Here is a 16,938-nt window from a genome sequence, read left to right as displayed (position 1 = left end):
AACATATCGTGCGGCGCAGCCGCGCAATGGGATCAATCCATGACACGACCACGCACAGCGACAACTTTCTCCCCTCCGGTCATGGAGGCCCGGCGGTGGTTGGACGATGTGACCCATCCTGCGGACAGGCCGTTGCTGAATGTCAGCCAGGCGGCACCGGTTGACCCGCCACCTGCCATCATGCTTGACGCAATGGCGCAGATCATTGTGAATGATCCGTCAGCGCATCTTTATGGTCCGGTGTTGGGGCTGCCGGCCCTGCAGGCCGAGGTCGCGCAACAGTGGAGCACGGCATACGGTGGCGCGGTGACAGCCGGTCAAGTCGCTATCACCTCGGGTTGCAATCAGGCTTTTGCCGCGGCGATCGCCACGCTTTGCGCCGAGGACGACGAGGTGATTTTGCCGGTTCCCTACTATTTTAACCACCGGATGTGGCTGGATATGTCGGGTGTTAAAACCGTTGCGCTGGAAACTGGCGCAGGCATGGTTCCCGATGTCGCGCGGGCCGCCGCGCTGATTACGCCGCGCACCCGCGCGATCGCGCTGGTTTCGCCAAATAATCCATGTGGCGTTGAATATCCGGCTGAAACACTGCGGGCTTTTATGGACCTCGCGCGGCAGCACAAGATCGCACTGATCGTCGACGAGACCTACCGCGACTTTGATAGCCGCGAAGGTGCGCCGCATGCATTGTTCACCGACCCGAACTGGGACGACACGCTGATCCAGCTTTATTCCTTCTCGAAGGCTTACCGCCTGACGGGCCACCGTGTTGGTGCGATCATTGCCAGCCCCGCACGCTTGGCAGAGGTCGAAAAGTTTCTTGATACCGTCACCATCTGTCCGAACCAGTTGGGTCAAAAAGCAGCGCTATGGGGGATGCAAAACCTAGGTGACTGGCTTGCCGGGGAACGGCACGAGATTTTGGACCGGCGTGCAGCGATTTCTGACCATTTTCCGGCTTTGGCAGCACGGGGATGGACGTTGCTTGGGTGCGGTGCGTACTTTGCCTATGTGCAGCACCCCTATGCGATGTCGTCCGCCACGCTGGCGCAACAACTGGTCAAAGATGCGGGCGTACTTTTGCTGCCCGGCACCATGTTCATGCCCGATGATATGCCCGGCGGCGAACAGCAATTGCGGATCGCTTTTGCCAATATCGATCGTAGCGGGATCGCAACCTTGTTCCATCGACTGGCAAACCTGCCTTACTGACCCTTGCACCATTCTGCGTGGGGCCGTATTCATGCGCGACCTCATCAGGGCAGAGTGGGCAGAACAGATGGCGAAGAAGAACAAAAATCGTTACGGACCTTTGGTTATCGTGGGTGTCATCCTGGTTGGGATGGCTGGATTCGGGTCCGCGGGGCTGACCAGTTCACTGCGCAGCTTGGGCACCGTCGGCGACAAAGACGTGCCGATCAATGCCTATCAAACGGCGATGCGCCAGCAGATCGCCACGCTTAGTCGTCAGTTTGGAACGCAGATTTCAATGCAGCAGGCATTGGCTTTTGGCATCGACCGTCAGGCGTTGCAGGCCGTGATCCTGAACAGAACACTGGATAACGAGACCGCAAAGTTGGGTATCTCCGTGGGTGACCAACGCGTGTTTGATCAGCTTAAGGCCATTCCCGAATTTCAAGGCGCCGGCGGTTTCAACGCCGAAAGCTATCGCCTTGCGCTGCGCCAATCAGGACAGACCGAAGCAAACTTTGAAACCACGCTGCGTGAAGAGATGGCGCGGACGTTGCTGCAAGGTGCGGTTGTGGGCGGCGTCCCCGAATCTGACATCTTTGGCAATACCGTTGTCAATTACTTGGCAGAAGAACGCGCCATCACCTGGACCACAATTGGTCCTGATGCGCTTATCGCGCCACTGCCCGGCGCCACTGACGCGGACATTGCGGCGTATTACGATGCCAACCCAGAAGAATTCACGCTGCCCGAAACACGCGATATCACCTATGTTTGGCTGACGCCCGATATGATCCAGGATCAGATGGATGTCCCCGACGAGGCTGTAGCCCTACTTTATCAGGACCGCATCGCCGAATTCGTGCAGCCCGAACGCCGCCTTGTTGAACGGCTTGTCTATCTTGACGCTGCCAAAGCCGAAGAGGCCCGCGCGCGCGTCGACGCAGGCGAGACCAGCTTTGAGGACCTCGTGGCAGAGCGCGGATTGACGTTGAACGATGTCGATATGGGTGACGTCGATATCGACGAACTGCGCGCCGCTGGCGATGCCGTATTTGCAGCCGCACCTGGTGACGTGGTCGGTCCATTTAATTCACCCCTCGGGCCTGCGCTCTTTCGGATGAACGCGGTTCTGACGGCACAAGAAACGCCGCTTGACGAAGCTGCGGATGATTTGCGCAGTGAACTGGCCGCAGATGCGGCACGTGAAGTGATCAATACGGATACGGATATTGTCCTTGATCTGATTGCGGGGGGCGCCACGCTCGAAGATTTGGCCGAACGCACGGACCTGCAACTTGGCACAATCAACTGGACGGCAGATGTCGCCGATGGAATCGCGGCGTATGATTCTTTCCGCGCCGCCGCTGCCGAAGCCGAAGTCGGCGCGTTTGCGCAAATCCTGGACCTTGCTGACGGTGGCATCTTTGCCTTGCGTCTTGACGGAATCACCCCGCCAACGTTGCGCCCGCTGGACGAGGTTCGCGATGCTGTCGACACAGCGTGGCAAGCCCAGACCCAGCAAGAGGCCATTGTGGCACGCGCCGAAGAGATCGCAGCAGATATCCAGCCCTTAACCGAATTCGCGACGATCGGTCTTATCGCGAGCACCGAAGACCGCCTGACACGGACAGGGTTTGTCGACGGAACACCGCCGACATTCAACGATACCGTCTTCGGCATGGATGTCGGTACAGTCTCGGTATTGGGCGGTCAGGACAGCGCAATCATCGTGCGGCTTGACGCAATCACCGCGCCAGATCCGGCCGATGCGGAAACGGCAGCCACGATCGCCGGGTATGCGACCCGCGCATCCAACGGCATCGCCCAAGATATTTTTGCCGCTTACGCAGATGCTCTGCGGGCCGACACAGATATCAACATCAATCAATCCGCTGTTGATGCTGTCAACGCGCAGTTCCAATAGGTTCCTATGTCGCTTTTGCCCGATTTTGACAGCTTCGCCCGCGCGTACGACGCGGGTGAAAACCAGATAGTCTATACACGGATCGCGGCGGATCTTGATACGCCGGTATCGTTGATGCTGAAACTGTCAGGCGCGGGTAAAAACGCGTTTATGCTGGAAAGCGTGACAGGTGGCGAAGTACGCGGTCGCTATTCAATTATCGGCATGAACCCGGACCTGATTTGGGAATGTCGCGGCACCACGTCGCGGGTGAACCGGACGGCGCGGTTTGATGATACCGCTTTTGCCACGATGGACGCTGACCCGTTAACCGCGCTCCGTGGTCTTATTTCGGAATCGCGGATTGATATGCCCGCGGACCTGCCAGCGGCGTCGGCTGGGCTGTTTGGGTATCTTGGCTACGATATGATCCGGCTGGTCGAAAATTTGCCGGACGTGAATCCTGACCCACTTGGCCTGCCTGATGCCATGATGCTGCGTCCGTCGGTGGTCGCAGTCTTGGACGGCGTCAAGGGTGACGTCATTTTGGTTGCCCCTGCCTATGTCAACGCGGGGCTAAGCGCGCGCGCCGCATATGCCCAAGCCGCCGAACGTGTGATGGATGCCCAACGGGCGTTAGAGCGCCCTGCCCCGGGTGAAAGCCGCGTCTTGGCCGACCCTGCGCCTGTCAGCCCGCCTGTGTCCAACTTTACCCACGCGGGCTATCTGGACGCCGTTGAAAAAGCGAAAGAGTACATTCGCGCCGGCGACATTTTCCAGGTCGTGCCGTCACAACGCTGGACCCAAGAGTTTCGCGAACCACCCTTTGCGTTATACCGCAGCCTGCGCCGGACCAACCCGTCGCCATTTATGTTTTTCTTTAACTTTGGCGGCTTCCAGGTCATCGGCGCCAGTCCAGAAATTCTGGTCCGTGTGTTCGGTAAAGAAGTCACCATTCGCCCCATCGCAGGCACCCGCCCACGCGGAGCAACACCCGCAGAAGACAAAGCAAACGAAGCAGATCTGATGGCCGACCAAAAAGAACTGGCCGAGCATCTGATGTTGCTGGATCTGGGGCGCAATGACACGGGCAAGGTCAGCAAAATCGGTACCGTCCGCCCGACAGAGCAATTTATCGTCGAACGCTATAGCCATGTCATGCATATCGTCTCGAATGTTGTGGGCGAGTTGGCGGACGATCAGGATGCGCTTTCGGCATTTTTTGCGGGTATGCCAGCGGGGACGGTTTCCGGCGCACCAAAGGTGCGTGCAATGGAAATCATCGACGAACTGGAACCCGAAAAGCGTGGCGTCTACGGCGGTGGCTGCGGTTATTTCAGCGCAAATGGCGATATGGATATGTGTATCGCACTGCGTACCGCCGTTCTGCAGGATGAAAAATTATACATTCAGGCGGGCGGCGGCGTTGTTTACGACAGCGACCCAGAGGCCGAATACCAAGAAACCGTTCATAAATCCAACGCCATACGCAAGGCCGCGGCTGACGCGACAATGTTTACCGGTGGCGGAAACTAGGCAGTCAGGTGGGGGAAAATCCCCACCACAATCAGGTATCGCTATCAATCAAAATGGCCGAAGCGGGCGCAAGCAGCATTTGGGTTTTATCAAGCGTTTGCGCCCAGTCACGCAATACCGAAAGTGTATCGGGTTGCGCGCGTGCGACCAACACCACCGCACCTTGCTGACGCGCCCGCAGGGCGGATTGGTCCAGACCACGTTTGATCGCGCCCGGATCTTCCCCGTTCCCGTCCAGATCACGCAACACTGTCGTTGCCGGTACGCCCGCATCTTGCGCAGTTCGTTGTGCGGTGCCTAACCCGCGTTGCATCGTGATCAACCCACGCCCATCTGCGGCCAAAATCTGCACAACCTGAGAGCTGACAGCACGGTTGTCTTGCACAACACCCGTACCATCCTCGTATAAAATCACCGCCTCTGGCAGCAAACCGAAAGCGGCTTCAAACGCCACTTCAACATCAGTTGGCACAGCCCCCGCAGGCAACGTGGTCTGCATCGCGATCTCGACACCGGCTGCGCGGTAGGCGGCGCTGCGTGCGGCAACACCCTGATCAAGGGCATTCAGAACGACCGTGACTGGCATCGGCAGGTCAGCGATAGATGCACTCATATCGCCCTGACTGCCATCATCGATGACCAGGACCGACATCATTGGCAGGCTGGCCGGATTTTCAAACGCCGTCGCGTAGCGCTGTAATGCGGGGGTGTCTTCCAGCGATATCTCTGACTCCGCTTCGGCTTCAACGCTTGGTACGGTGTCCTCTGCCGGTGTTGCACCGGGGCGATTGACACGGACGCGGCTGACGGGTGTCGTGGGCGCGGGATCAACCGACATCGGTGCTTCGGGCGCTGGTGCAATAACGACTGGCGCAGGTGTTTCGTCTGTTTGAGGCAGCACTGGCGCTGCGGGTTGCGCGACGATCGGGGGTGTCACGACCATCGGCTTTGGCTGGATGTCGGCGGGTGTCGCCGCCTCGGCTAGGTCGAACGGTGTGATGCCATCGGATACCGGTGTTTCATCCGGCACCACGGCCATTTCAGGTTCAGAAAAGACTTCGACCTCTGGCGCTGCATCTTCGGATGCGACGGCTTGCGGGTCCTGCTCTTGCGTTGCGCTGGCGGCGGTTTCATCTGGAACGGCAACATCTTCGATCACACCCGCTACTTCGGCGTCATCAGGTGTCGCATCTGCGGCCTCTGCCTGCGCCGGTTGCGTCGCAATGACGACATCCTCTTCGTGCGACGGAAATTGTGGTGGCGCGCCTGTCGTCGCAGGCAAAACGGGTTCCTCCAATGCAGCAGCAATGTCCGCATCCGTTACGTCTGTCGGCGTGCTTAATGCAGTGTCGAGCTGCAATGTTTGGGGCGGCGCGGCGGGTTCAGTATCGGGCGCAGGTTCAGACACTTCGGCTGCGGGTGTCGACACCCGCGGTGCCGTCACCACATATTCACGGTTCACCGCAGCAGGTGGCGTTGTCAGTTCTGATGGGGCGGCCACCACGGCAACTTCGGGCGCGGCCAACTGCGGCACTTTGGGTGGCGCGTTCCCTGCGGGCTGTTCTGAAACAAGCGATGCAACGCCAAGACCCGCGCCCCCTAAAACGAGCGCCCAAAGACTACCTACTACACTGCCACGCATCGCAATTTACCCTTCATGTGGCGCCAATTTGCGCCGTTCGACCTTGACGCACCCCCGCGTCCCGGCCCATGTATGACTCAACTTATACTGTTAGCCGATGGGCGGACGGTAGCCCTTATTTCGACCTACTTGGGATTTTGTCATGCTTTTGCTGATAGATAACTACGATAGCTTCACCTACAACCTTGTTCACTATCTCGGTGAACTTGGGGCAGAGGTGGTCGTCAGGCGCAACGATGCCTTGAACGTCCAAGAGGCGATGGCCATGCGCCCCGACGCCATTATGCTGTCGCCGGGGCCATGTGATCCGGCACAGGCAGGGATCTGTTTACCATTGGTGCATGCCGCCGCAGAAGTGAAGATGCCGCTGATGGGGGTCTGTTTGGGCCACCAGGCCATCGGCGAAGCCTTTGGAGGACATGTTGTGCGATGCCACGAGATTGTGCATGGCAAAATGGGGTCAATGCATCACACTGGCAAAGGTCTGTTTGCAGATCTACCCAGCCCATTTGAGGCAACGCGTTATCATTCATTGGTGGTGGAACGCGCCACCCTGCCCGATTGCCTTGAAATAACGGCAGAACTGGAAGACGGCACGATTATGGGGCTGCAACATAAAAACCTTCCCATTCACGGTGTCCAATTTCACCCCGAAAGCATCCGGTCAGAACACGGCCACAAGCTGTTGAACAACTTTCTGGACCTCGCAAAGGTGCCCGCATGACCGATGCGATGAAGCCCCTGATCTTTGCCGCATCCGAAGGGCCGTTATCGCGGTCGCAAGCGGAAGAAGCGTTCGGCTATCTGTTTGAGGGTACGGCGACGCCTGCGCAAATGGGCGGATTTCTGATGGCCCTGCGCGCGCGGGGGGAATCAGTATCGGAATATGCAGCGGCTGCTGCGGTCATGCGTGCGCACTGCGTCCCCGTCCATGCGCCCGAAGGGGCGATGGATATCGTCGGCACAGGGGGTGATGGCAAACACACGCTGAATATCTCGACCGCGACTGCCTTTGTCGTGGCAGGTGCGGGGGTTCCTGTTGCCAAACACGGCAACCGCAACCTGTCGTCGAAATCCGGCACCGCCGATGTGCAAAGCGCGCTTGGCATCAACGTCATGGTAGGCCCCGATGTTGTCGCGCGCGCCATCGGCGAGGCCGGGATCGGCTTTATGATGGCACCGCTGCACCACCCGGCGATGAAACATGTGGGGCCGATCCGGTTGGAATTAGGATGCAAAACGATCTTTAACATATTGGGACCGCTCACAAATCCGGCGGGGGTTAAGCGTCAGCTGACGGGTGCTTTTGCAATCGATCTGATCCACCCGATGGCCGAGACACTGCAACAACTGGGCACAGAAAAAGCATGGCTGGTGCATGGGAGCGATGGCACCGATGAAATCACGATCTGCGGTCCCACAGCGGTTGCGGTGCTGGAAAACAACAAAGTCACATCGCGCGAAATCCATCCCGAAGATGCAGGACTGCCGGTCCATAGTTTCCGCGACATCATAGGCGGCACCCCCGAAGAAAACGCCGTTGCGTTGCGCGCGCTTCTTGCAGGCGAAACGGGCGCCTACCGCGATGCTGTGTTGTTCAATGCGGCAGCGGCGCTTGTGGTGGCCGACAAGGCCGCGACCCTGACCGAGGGCGTAGAACGCGCCCGCACCAGCATCGACAGCGGCAAAGCCGCGCAGGCTTTGGCCGATCTGGCGCGGATCACGTCCGCCTGATGTTCAACCTAAGCCGATTGGGCGATTGGGCAGACTTGCCATTTTTCGCGCAAGATCTGCCCGCGATCGCAGCGCAGGTCGGGGCGGATGTTTTGCCGCCCCCCGCGCTGACGTTTGCCGCACTTGAACGCTGCCAGCCCGCGGCGACACGTGTCGTGATCATCGGCCAAGACCCGTATCACACCCCCGGCAAAGCCGACGGACTGGCATTTTCAATTCCCGATGAATTTGGCGGGAGGCTGGACAGTCTTGGTAACATTTTCAAAGAGATACAGACCGATCTTGCGGTAATGCGCACAAAAACCGGGCTGCAAGACTGGGCCGATCAGGGCGTTTTACTGCTGAACACAGCGCTGACCGTCCCGCCCGGAAAACCCAAAGCCCACGCGAAACTGGGATGGGCACACCTTGTCAAGCAGGTGATCGCACGCCTTGATGACCGCCCACGCGCGTTTATCTTGTGGGGCGGCCCCGCCCAGACCTATGCAAAGCAGATCAGCGAAAAACATCTGGTCATTCAGTCGGCGCATCCGTCACCGCTTTCATGTCACCGGGGTTTTTTCGGGTCCCGCCCATTTTCAAAGGTGAACCAGTGGCTTATTGATCAGGCGCAAGAGCCAATTAGCTGGGCGGACCCATGAACGATATTCTCGAAAAAATCAAAACCTACAAGCTGGACCACATTGCAGCCTGTAAAACCGCCGTACCCCTGACCGAGGTCGAAGCGCGCGCAAAGGATGCCCCGCCGACACGCGGCTTTGCCGATCGTTTGGCAGAGGCCGCGCGCGAAGGTTACGGGCTCATCGCGGAAATCAAAAAGGCCAGCCCCTCCAAGGGACTGATCCGTGCAGATTTCAATCCGCCCGCACTGGCCGAGGCCTATGCGGCAGGTGGTGCGACCTGCCTGTCGGTGCTGACGGATGGTCCATCCTTTCAAGGCGACGACAGCTTTCTGACTGCGGCCCGCGCGGCGTGTGATCTGCCGGCGCTGCGCAAAGATTTTATGTACGACACCTATCAGGTCGCAGAGGCCCGCGCACTGCACGCCGATTGCATCTTGATCATCCTTGCATCGGTCAGCGACAGTCAGGCCCAAGAGCTTGAGGATGCCGCTTTTGGCTGGGGGATGGATGTTTTGCTAGAAGTACACGACGCCGCCGAACTGGAACGCGCCTGTTTGCTTAAGTCGTCGTTGATGGGCATCAACAATCGCAACTTGAAAACGTTTGAAACCACGTTGGACACCACACGTACGCTGTCCAAACTGGTCCCCGCCGACCGGACGATCGTGTGTGAAAGCGGGCTGAACACGCCCGAAGAACTGGCTGATATGGCCCGTTACGGTGCGCGCACATTTCTGATCGGCGAAAGCCTGATGCGTCAGGACGACGTAACCGCCGCGACACGCGCATTGCTGGCAAATCCCCCCAAGGGGCATTTGTAATGACCGGTCTGACCCACTTTGACGGGGACGGCAAAGCCCATATGGTCGATGTTTCCGACAAACCGGTCACTGCCCGGATTGCCATCGCGGAAGGATGGATCAAAATGGCGCCCGCCACCCTTGACCTGATCATTGAGGGCCGTGCGGACAAGGGCGACGTGCTGGGCATTGCCCGCATCGCCGGGATCATGGCGGCCAAGAAAACCGCTGACCTGATCCCGCTATGTCACCCGCTTCCGATCACCAAGGTCGCGTTGGACCTGACACCTGACACCGCCCTGCCCGGCATCCGCATCAGCGCAACGGTCAAAACCGGTGGTCAAACCGGCGTCGAGATGGAGGCGCTCGCGGCGGTCAGCATCGCGGGCTTGACTGTTTATGACATGGTGAAAGCGGTCCAAAAGGACATGGAAATCGGCGGTATTCGCGTCACTCTGAAGGATGGCGGTAAATCGGGACGGTTTGAAAGCCGATGATCTCTGTTAACGAAGCCCTTGATCAGCTGTTTGCGCTTGTTGCGCCTCTTTCGGTTGAGACAGTGCCTTTGGTGCAGGCCTATGGGCGCACGCTGGCCCAAGACGTCAACGCCGTGCGTGATCAGCCGCCCTTTGCGGCCTCGGCGATGGATGGGTACGCGGTGGCAGCGGTTGACGTCGCGCCCGGCGCCCGGTTCACCGTGATTGGCGAAGCCGCCGCAGGCCACGCATTTGCCGGATCTGTCAGAAGGGGCGAAGCTGCACGCATCTTTACCGGTGCGCCCCTGCCTGACGGTGCCGATTGGGTCGTGATCCAAGAGGACGTGACGCGTAGCGGTGACACAATTACGCTGAATGCGAATCCCGAAACAAAGCCGTATGTTCGCCCCGCCGGTGCTGACTTTAAAACCGGTGATCAGATCAACGCACCGCGCGTTTTATCCACGTCGGATATCGCGCTTTTGGCGGCGATGAATATTGCACAGGTTCCGGTCACCCGTCGCCCTGTTGTCGCGATTATCGCAACAGGTGATGAACTGGTGCAGCCCGGAGAGACGCCCGGCCCCGATCAGATTATCGCCTCGAACAGCTATGGTCTTGCGGCTTTGGTGCAGTCGTTGGGCGCGCAGCCTCGGCTGCTGCCCATTGCGCGCGATACCGTTCCAGCCCTCGCGCTCGCCTTTGATCTGGCCGCAGACGCTGATCTGATTGTCACCATCGGTGGCGCGTCTGTTGGCGACCACGACCTGGTCGGGCATGTCGCCCAAGCAAAGGGGATGGAACGCGCGTTCTACAAAATCGCGATGCGGCCGGGTAAACCATTGATGGCCGGGCGCATGGGGGCTGCGGTCATGATCGGTCTGCCCGGCAATCCTGTGTCAGCAATGGTTTGCGGTCATGTTTTTCTGGCACCCGTCATTTTGCATATGCTTGGACAAGGTGCCGCCCCTGCGCGGCGGTTCACATCAACGCTGCAACATGCAATCGGCCCCAACGGCCCGCGCGAACACTATACGCGCGCATATTACGGCCCCGAAGGTGTCACCATTTTTGACCGCCAAGACAGCGCGCTTTTGACCGTTCTTTCGCAGGCAAACTGTCTCGCGGTGCGCCCCGCGAATGACCCCGCGCGCGGGCGCGGCGACATGATCGAGCTGATAGCGCTTTAGACCGATTTTCAGGTTTTCCCGCAGAAATATCATGCGGACGAACCGCCGGCGCAGTTGACACAAAACGGGAACATGCATAGAACATAGGTACAACCTGCGAAGGACATGCCGATGCTGACGAAAAAACAACTCGACCTGCTCGAATTTATTCACAACCGCGTGCAACGCGACGGCGTTCCCCCCAGCTTTGATGAAATGAAAGAAGCATTGGACCTGCGGTCCAAGTCGGGGATTCACCGGTTGATCACCGCCCTAGAGGAACGCGGATTTATCCGTCGTCTTGCACACCGCGCACGCGCATTGGAAATTGTCAAGTTGCCAGATGCGATGATGGCCAAATCAGGGTTTCAGCCCCGCGTCATTGATGGTGACAAACCAGACAGCACGCCAGCCCAGGCGATGAATGTCATGACAGGGTCGATTGAATTGGCTGTCATGGGTCGAATAGCCGCCGGTGTTCCGATCGAAGCCATTAGCGAAGTGTCACATAATGTGCAGGTCCCGGCGTCTATGGTTGGCAAGGGTGATCACTATGCGCTTGAGGTAAAAGGCGATTCGATGATCGAAGCAGGGATCAATGACGGCGATGTTGTGGTCATCCGTGAAACCTCTGTTGCTGACAATGGCGATATTGTGGTCGCGCTGGTTGATGACCTTGAGGCGACGCTGAAACGCTTTCGTCGTCAAAACGGCATGATCGCCCTTGAGGCCGCGAACCCTGCCTATGAAACCCGGCTGCTTCAGGATCATCAGGTGAAAGTTCAGGGTCGTTTGGTGGGGTTGATACGGACCTACTGATTTGCGGCATGCGCAGTGACCAAGGGTCGCTCGGGTCGCCCTTGTTGTTGCGTAATCGGGATGACAGTTGCGGCGTGCGCGCGTCCTTGATTTGCGTTCCATGGACGTTGTCCTGCAACCCCATGGGCCGTGGTGATCACTAGCGATCCGTCATCATCTAACGTAAATGCGAGCGCGCCAGTGCTGCGTAACGTATTGATGTCAAAAACCAAACAGGGGCGCTGTTCTTCATCTGCTTGGTTGCTAATCAGAACATCTGCACCGTCACATCCCGACAATTGTGCCAATGCGGTTTTTCCGGCAACCTGTACGATCTGCCAGCCCCCGACATCCATGCTGACCACCCGCCCGTCACGCGAATATCCGTCACGGCTTGCGGCAACCGCTTGATCCACAGGGGCACCATCGTTTTCAAGCCATATCTGCGCGACGAAACTATCCCCTGTCGGCTTTGATAAAGCGCGGCCAGACGGCCCCATCACACCAACCAAAGCCCCCGAATCTGCTACCAAAACCGCTGGGCGTCCGGCCTGGGTCCACATGATGATCGCTGTCGCCACACACAACGTTCCGAGCCAACGCAACCGACCCTGCCACAAGACGGCCCACAACAATCCGATCGCCATAAGCGGCAAAACCGATGGCCCCGGGGCGACAACATGCCCCACGGCGCCATCCCAATGGGCCACTTTATCCGCGACCATCAAAATCCACCGCAATCCCTGCGCCATCACCCAAAATCCGATTTGCGACAGGCCAATTGGCGCAAGACATACGGCCAGAACCGCTGCGGGCATGACGACGACGCCCATTAAAGGCACCGAAAGCAGGTTCGCAATCAGTCCAAAGTGTGAAACTTGATTAAAGTGTGCAGCCGCAAACGGAGCAGTTGCAAGTCCGGCAATCAACGACGACATCACAACAGAAAAAATGCCGCGTGTCCATTTTGGCCACCGCGTCAGGTTAAAGCGGCGCAGTGCCCCAAATACGACGACCAGCGCTGTCGTCGCTGCAAACGACATTTGAAACCCTGGCCCCATCAACGCATCCGGTGCACGCATAAGCACGACGATTGCAGCCATCGCTACAGCCCGCAGGGTTAACGCCCGCCGATCCAGCAGCACCGCCATGAACATCACAGCCACCATGATAAATGCGCGTTCGGTCGCGACGTTCCCTCCGGACAGCGCCAAGTAGAATGCACCCACAACCAGCGCACAAAGCGCGGCAATTTTTTTGGTGGGATACCACAGGGAAATTGTCCCGCTGAATGCAAGACAGTAGCGCACCGTCGCAAAAATAAATCCCGTGAGCAGCCCCATATGCAGCCCCGAAATCGCGAGCAAATGCGCCAGATTGGCCGCGCGCAAATTGGCTAATGTGTCTTGCGCCATTGCAGACCGATCGCCGGTCATGATCGCCGCAGCAAACCCACCGGTCTGCCCGGGAATTGCGTTTTGCACTGCGGTCGAAATGCGCATCCGCATGGCAAATATGCGCATCGACCAAGAAGGCGTTGCCGGTGCATCCAGTCTTAGCACCGGTGTGCGCGTATACCCCACAGCGCCAAGACCCATAAACCATGCGTGCCGCTGAAAATCAAAGCCCCCGGGTTCAGCCGGACCCGCCGGAGGCGAAAGATGACCCGTCATGATCAGCGTATCGCCGGGTTCGTAATGTGTGATGACCTGCTCTGCGTGAACGGACACCCGCGCGCGCGTGGGCGTGCGACCCGGTGCCATGCGCGCCAGCACAACCTGATCCAGCGTCAACCGCGGGGCATCGCTGGCCGATCGGTCAATATCAATCACCCGTCCCTGTATGGGTCCATAATAGCGAAAGTTCAGAACGGGTTCCGCGACCGCTGCGCTGTGCCATTGCGCCGCGCCAAAGCCCGCAAATACAAGCGCAACAGCAATAAAAAGCGGCGATACCGATGCTGTCATTTTGCGTGAGATGACGTAGAACACCGCCGCAATGCCGCAGACCCACGTCAAATCCGTGCGACTGGGTTCGAATTGCAGGCTGAAATATACGCCAATACCAATGCCCAAACACACAGGCACCCAGCCGATCAAGCCACCGCGCTGCGCCAGAAGCCCGTCTTCAATTGCTGCGCGCACTTGTTCTTCACCCCACAGTTTCGTATCCCGTCCCCAATCCGGATCCTACCGGAAAGCTGGTTAGCGAAAGGTTAATTCCCCATGTCCATCGTCACACGTTTCGCCCCCTCGCCCACAGGTGCACTGCACATTGGCGGCGCACGCACTGCATTGTTTAATTGGCTTTATGCCCGTGGCCGCGGCGGAAAGTTTCTTTTGCGGATCGAAGATACCGATCAGGCCCGTTCGACCGAAGAAAACAAACAGGCCATTCTTGAGGGGCTAAAGTGGTTGGGCCTTGATTGGGACGGCGAACCCACGAGCCAGGCACAAAGCGCGCCGCGCCACGTCAAAGTCGCGCAACAGATGCTGGCTCAGGGTGATGCATATAAGTGTTTTAGCACCCAAGACGAGATCGAGGCATTTCGCGAAGCGGCACGCGCAGAAAAGACATCAACACTGTTTCAGTCGCCATGGCGCGATGTACCGGACGCCGACCACCCGGACCTGCCGTATGTAATCCGGCTCAAGGCACCACGCACCGGGCACACGACGCTACATGACGAAGTGCAAGGCGACGTGACATGGTCCAACGATCAGCTCGACGATATGATCCTTTTGCGGTCTGATGGCACACCCGTCTATATGTTGGCTGTGGTCGTTGATGACCACGACATGGGGGTGACCCATGTCATCCGTGGCGACGACCATTTGGCCAACGCGTTCCGGCAGAACCTGATTTACGAAGCGATGGGATGGGATAAACCAACGCTGGCGCATATCCCGTTGATCTACGGGCCAGATGGCAAAAAGCTATCGAAACGGCATGGGGCGACTGGCGCTGCCGAGTACCAGAAACTGGGTTATCCTGCCGCTGGTATGCGTAATTATTTGACCCGTCTCGGATGGAGCCACGGTGACGACGAGTTTTTCACTGATGCCCAAGCGCGTGAATGGTTCGACCTCGATGGAATCGGCAAATCGCCTGCCCGCTTCGACTTTAAAAAGCTTGCCAATATCTGTGGTCAGCATATCGCGGCGGCCGATGATGCTGCGCTGCTGCAAGAATTGCACAGTTTTTTGGCGGTCACTGATGAACCAGCGCTGACGGACGTTCAGTCCGACAGAATTGAGCGCGCCATGTATTGCCTGAAGGAGCGGGCAAAAACATTCCCGGAACTCATTGAAAAGGCACAGTTTGCATTGGTCATGCGTCCGGTCGTTCCGGATGAAAAGGCCGCGGCGCAACTGACGCCTGTATCCCGTGGTATACTGTCAGAATTGACGCCGCAGTTGCAAAGTGCTAGCTGGACACGGGACACTTTAGAAGAGATTGTGACGTCACTCGCCGAAGCGCATGAAACGACGCTGGGCAAACTCGCTGGTCCGCTTCGTGCGGCGCTGGCTGGACGCGCAGTTTCACCAAGTGTGTTCGACATGATGTTGGTTTTGGGACAGGCCGAAACAATCGGCCGTCTGCAAGACGCTAGCGACTGAAACCAATTCGTTACGAATTGCAGTTTACTGGCATACCAACGAAAGATGATACGCTGGCAACACCGCGGTGCGCTGGCTTTAAGGGGAAGACATATGGCTGAAAATACAGATATCGCGAAGCTGACGATCAAGGGCAAGACATACGATCTTCCGATCCACTCGCCTACAGCTGGCCCCGACGTGCTAGATATCCGCAAGCTTTACGCACAAGCGGATGTATTCACCTATGACCCGGGTTTCACGTCAACTGCGGCTTGCGATAGCACGATCACTTTTATTGACGGCGAAGAAGGGGTGCTGTTGCACCGCGGCTATCCCATCGGCGAACTTGCCGCACAGTCACATTACCTCGAAGTATGCTATCTGCTGCTTTATGGTGAGCTGCCATCGGCGACCGAACTTGAAGAGTTCGAGTCGCTGGTAACAAAGCACACAATGATCCACGAACAGATGCACAATTTTTTCCGTGGTTTCCGCCGCGACGCGCATCCAATGGCAACAATGGTCGGTGTCGTCGGTGCGATGTCTGCGTTTTACCACGATTCAACCGACATCAATGATGCGCATCAGCGCGAGGTTGCGTCGATCCGCCTGATTGCGAAAATGCCGACCATCGCTGCGATGGCTTACAAATATTCGATCGGTCAGCCGTTCGTTTACCCCCGCAACGATCTGGATTACGCGTCCAACTTTCTGAACATGTGCTTCTCGGTGCCTGCCGAAGAATACCACGTGAACCCTGTGCTGGCCCGTGCGATGGACCGCATTTTTACGCTTCACGCCGACCACGAACAAAACGCGTCAACATCGACGGTCCGTCTGGCATCGTCTTCGGGTGCCAATCCGTTTGCGTGTATTGCTGCGGGTATCGCCTGCCTTTGGGGCCCTGCGCATGGTGGTGCAAACCAGGCCTGTCTTGAAATGCTGAAGGAAATTGGGACTGTTGATCGCATTCCTGAATTCATTGCACGCGCCAAAGACAAAAACGACCCATACCGTTTGATGGGGTTTGGTCACCGCGTTTACAAAAACTTTGACCCGCGCGCGACAGTGATGAAACAGTCCGCCGACGAGGTTCTTGAATTGCTGGGTGTCGAGGATAATCCGCTGTTGCAGGTCGCGATAGCGCTTGAACAGCAAGCCTTGGCCGATCCGTATTTCGCCGAAAAGAAGCTGTTCCCCAACGTTGATTTCTATTCCGGCATCATCCTCGAGGCGATGGGTTTCCCGACATCCATGTTCACACCCATCTTTGCGATGGCACGGACCGTTGGTTGGATTTCCCAGTGGAAAGAACAGCTGGCTGATCCGCAACTGAAAATCGGTCGTCCACGTCAGCTGTATCTGGGTGAAACCGCCCGCGAATACGTTGATATCGAAAAACGCTAATCTCGAAAGGCCACCCCTGCGGGTGGCCTTTTTCGTTGATGGTCATGATCG

At 57.9% G+C, this 16,938-nt stretch carries 14 protein-coding genes; 12 read left to right on the top strand and 2 right to left on the bottom strand.

Translation table 11 applies throughout. The features are described 5' to 3' along the window. Positions 1-39 precede the first annotated feature (39 nt). From ACXJGX_RS13660 to trpE, 3 genes are read left to right on the top strand one after another with little or no spacing between them, the layout of a single operon-like run. Positions 40-1,215, top strand: a complete 1,176-nt coding sequence (locus ACXJGX_RS13660) for an aminotransferase (RefSeq protein WP_474782607.1) — start codon at positions 40-42, stop codon at positions 1,213-1,215. A gap of 31 nt (positions 1,216-1,246) precedes the next feature. Continuing rightward, positions 1,247-3,121 carry a peptidylprolyl isomerase gene (locus tag ACXJGX_RS13655; protein ID WP_474782605.1) on the top strand — a complete coding sequence of 625 codons (1,875 nt, stop codon included), beginning with the start codon at positions 1,247-1,249 and terminating at the stop codon, positions 3,119-3,121. 6 nt (positions 3,122-3,127) lie between these two features. Beyond that, positions 3,128-4,636: an anthranilate synthase component I gene (gene trpE, locus ACXJGX_RS13650; RefSeq protein ID WP_474782603.1), complete on the top strand. Its 1,509-nt coding sequence runs from the start codon at positions 3,128-3,130 to the stop codon at positions 4,634-4,636. Positions 4,637-4,667: 31 nt separating this feature from the next. On the opposite strand, the gene ACXJGX_RS13645 is transcribed toward trpE, so the two are convergent. Next, positions 4,668-6,278, bottom strand: coding sequence for a divergent polysaccharide deacetylase family protein (locus tag ACXJGX_RS13645; protein WP_474782601.1), 1,611 nt, complete (start codon positions 6,276-6,278; stop codon positions 4,668-4,670). 142 nt (positions 6,279-6,420) lie between these two features. On the opposite strand from ACXJGX_RS13645, the gene ACXJGX_RS13640 reads away from it, so the two are divergent. The 7 genes from ACXJGX_RS13640 to lexA all read left to right on the top strand — a co-directional run bounded on the left by ACXJGX_RS13640 (position 6,421) and on the right by lexA (position 11,899). Then, complete coding sequence (locus ACXJGX_RS13640; RefSeq protein WP_474782599.1) at positions 6,421-7,002, top strand: anthranilate synthase component II; 582 nt, start codon at positions 6,421-6,423, stop codon at positions 7,000-7,002. After that, positions 6,999-8,012: an anthranilate phosphoribosyltransferase gene (trpD, locus tag ACXJGX_RS13635; protein ID WP_474782597.1), complete on the top strand. Its 1,014-nt coding sequence runs from the start codon at positions 6,999-7,001 to the stop codon at positions 8,010-8,012. The genes ACXJGX_RS13640 and trpD overlap by 4 nt, the downstream gene beginning before the upstream one ends. Beyond that, positions 8,012-8,653 (top strand): uracil-DNA glycosylase, encoded by a 642-nt coding sequence (locus ACXJGX_RS13630; RefSeq protein ID WP_474782595.1) that lies wholly within the window; start codon positions 8,012-8,014, stop codon positions 8,651-8,653. Before trpD ends, ACXJGX_RS13630 begins: the two co-directional genes overlap by 1 nt. Next, positions 8,650-9,456 carry an indole-3-glycerol phosphate synthase TrpC gene (trpC, locus tag ACXJGX_RS13625; RefSeq protein WP_474782593.1) on the top strand — a complete coding sequence of 269 codons (807 nt, stop codon included), beginning with the start codon at positions 8,650-8,652 and terminating at the stop codon, positions 9,454-9,456. Before ACXJGX_RS13630 ends, trpC begins: the two co-directional genes overlap by 4 nt. Then, positions 9,456-9,932, top strand: a complete 477-nt coding sequence (gene moaC, locus ACXJGX_RS13620; protein ID WP_474782591.1) for a cyclic pyranopterin monophosphate synthase MoaC — start codon at positions 9,456-9,458, stop codon at positions 9,930-9,932. The genes trpC and moaC overlap by 1 nt, the downstream gene beginning before the upstream one ends. Further along, complete coding sequence (locus tag ACXJGX_RS13615) at positions 9,929-11,101, top strand: molybdopterin molybdotransferase MoeA (protein WP_474782589.1); 1,173 nt, start codon at positions 9,929-9,931, stop codon at positions 11,099-11,101. Before moaC ends, ACXJGX_RS13615 begins: the two co-directional genes overlap by 4 nt. A gap of 111 nt (positions 11,102-11,212) precedes the next feature. Beyond that, positions 11,213-11,899, top strand: coding sequence for a transcriptional repressor LexA (lexA, locus tag ACXJGX_RS13610; RefSeq protein WP_474782587.1), 687 nt, complete (start codon positions 11,213-11,215; stop codon positions 11,897-11,899). Here the strand turns inward: lexA and ACXJGX_RS13605 are convergent. Continuing rightward, entirely contained in the window at positions 11,893-14,022 is a 2,130-nt protein-coding gene (locus ACXJGX_RS13605; protein WP_474782585.1) for a ComEC/Rec2 family competence protein, read from the bottom strand. The two genes, lexA and ACXJGX_RS13605, sit on opposite strands and share 7 nt — an antisense overlap. An 81-nt stretch (positions 14,023-14,103) precedes the next feature. Here ACXJGX_RS13605 and gltX point away from each other — a divergent pair, with 81 nt between their 5' ends. Then, the gene (gltX, locus tag ACXJGX_RS13600) at positions 14,104-15,498 is read left to right on the top strand and encodes a glutamate--tRNA ligase (RefSeq protein WP_474782583.1); all 1,395 of its coding nucleotides are present in this window, start codon (positions 14,104-14,106) and stop codon (positions 15,496-15,498) included. Between the two features lie 93 nt (positions 15,499-15,591). Further along, positions 15,592-16,887 (top strand): citrate synthase, encoded by a 1,296-nt coding sequence (locus ACXJGX_RS13595; RefSeq protein ID WP_474782582.1) that lies wholly within the window; start codon positions 15,592-15,594, stop codon positions 16,885-16,887. Positions 16,888-16,938: the final 51 nt, after the last annotated feature.

The sequence above is a fragment of the Yoonia sp. SWMV100 genome (genome assembly GCF_056108365.1).
The sequence above is the reverse complement of the archived record's forward strand: the minus strand, read 5'-3'. Positions and strand labels throughout refer to the sequence as shown.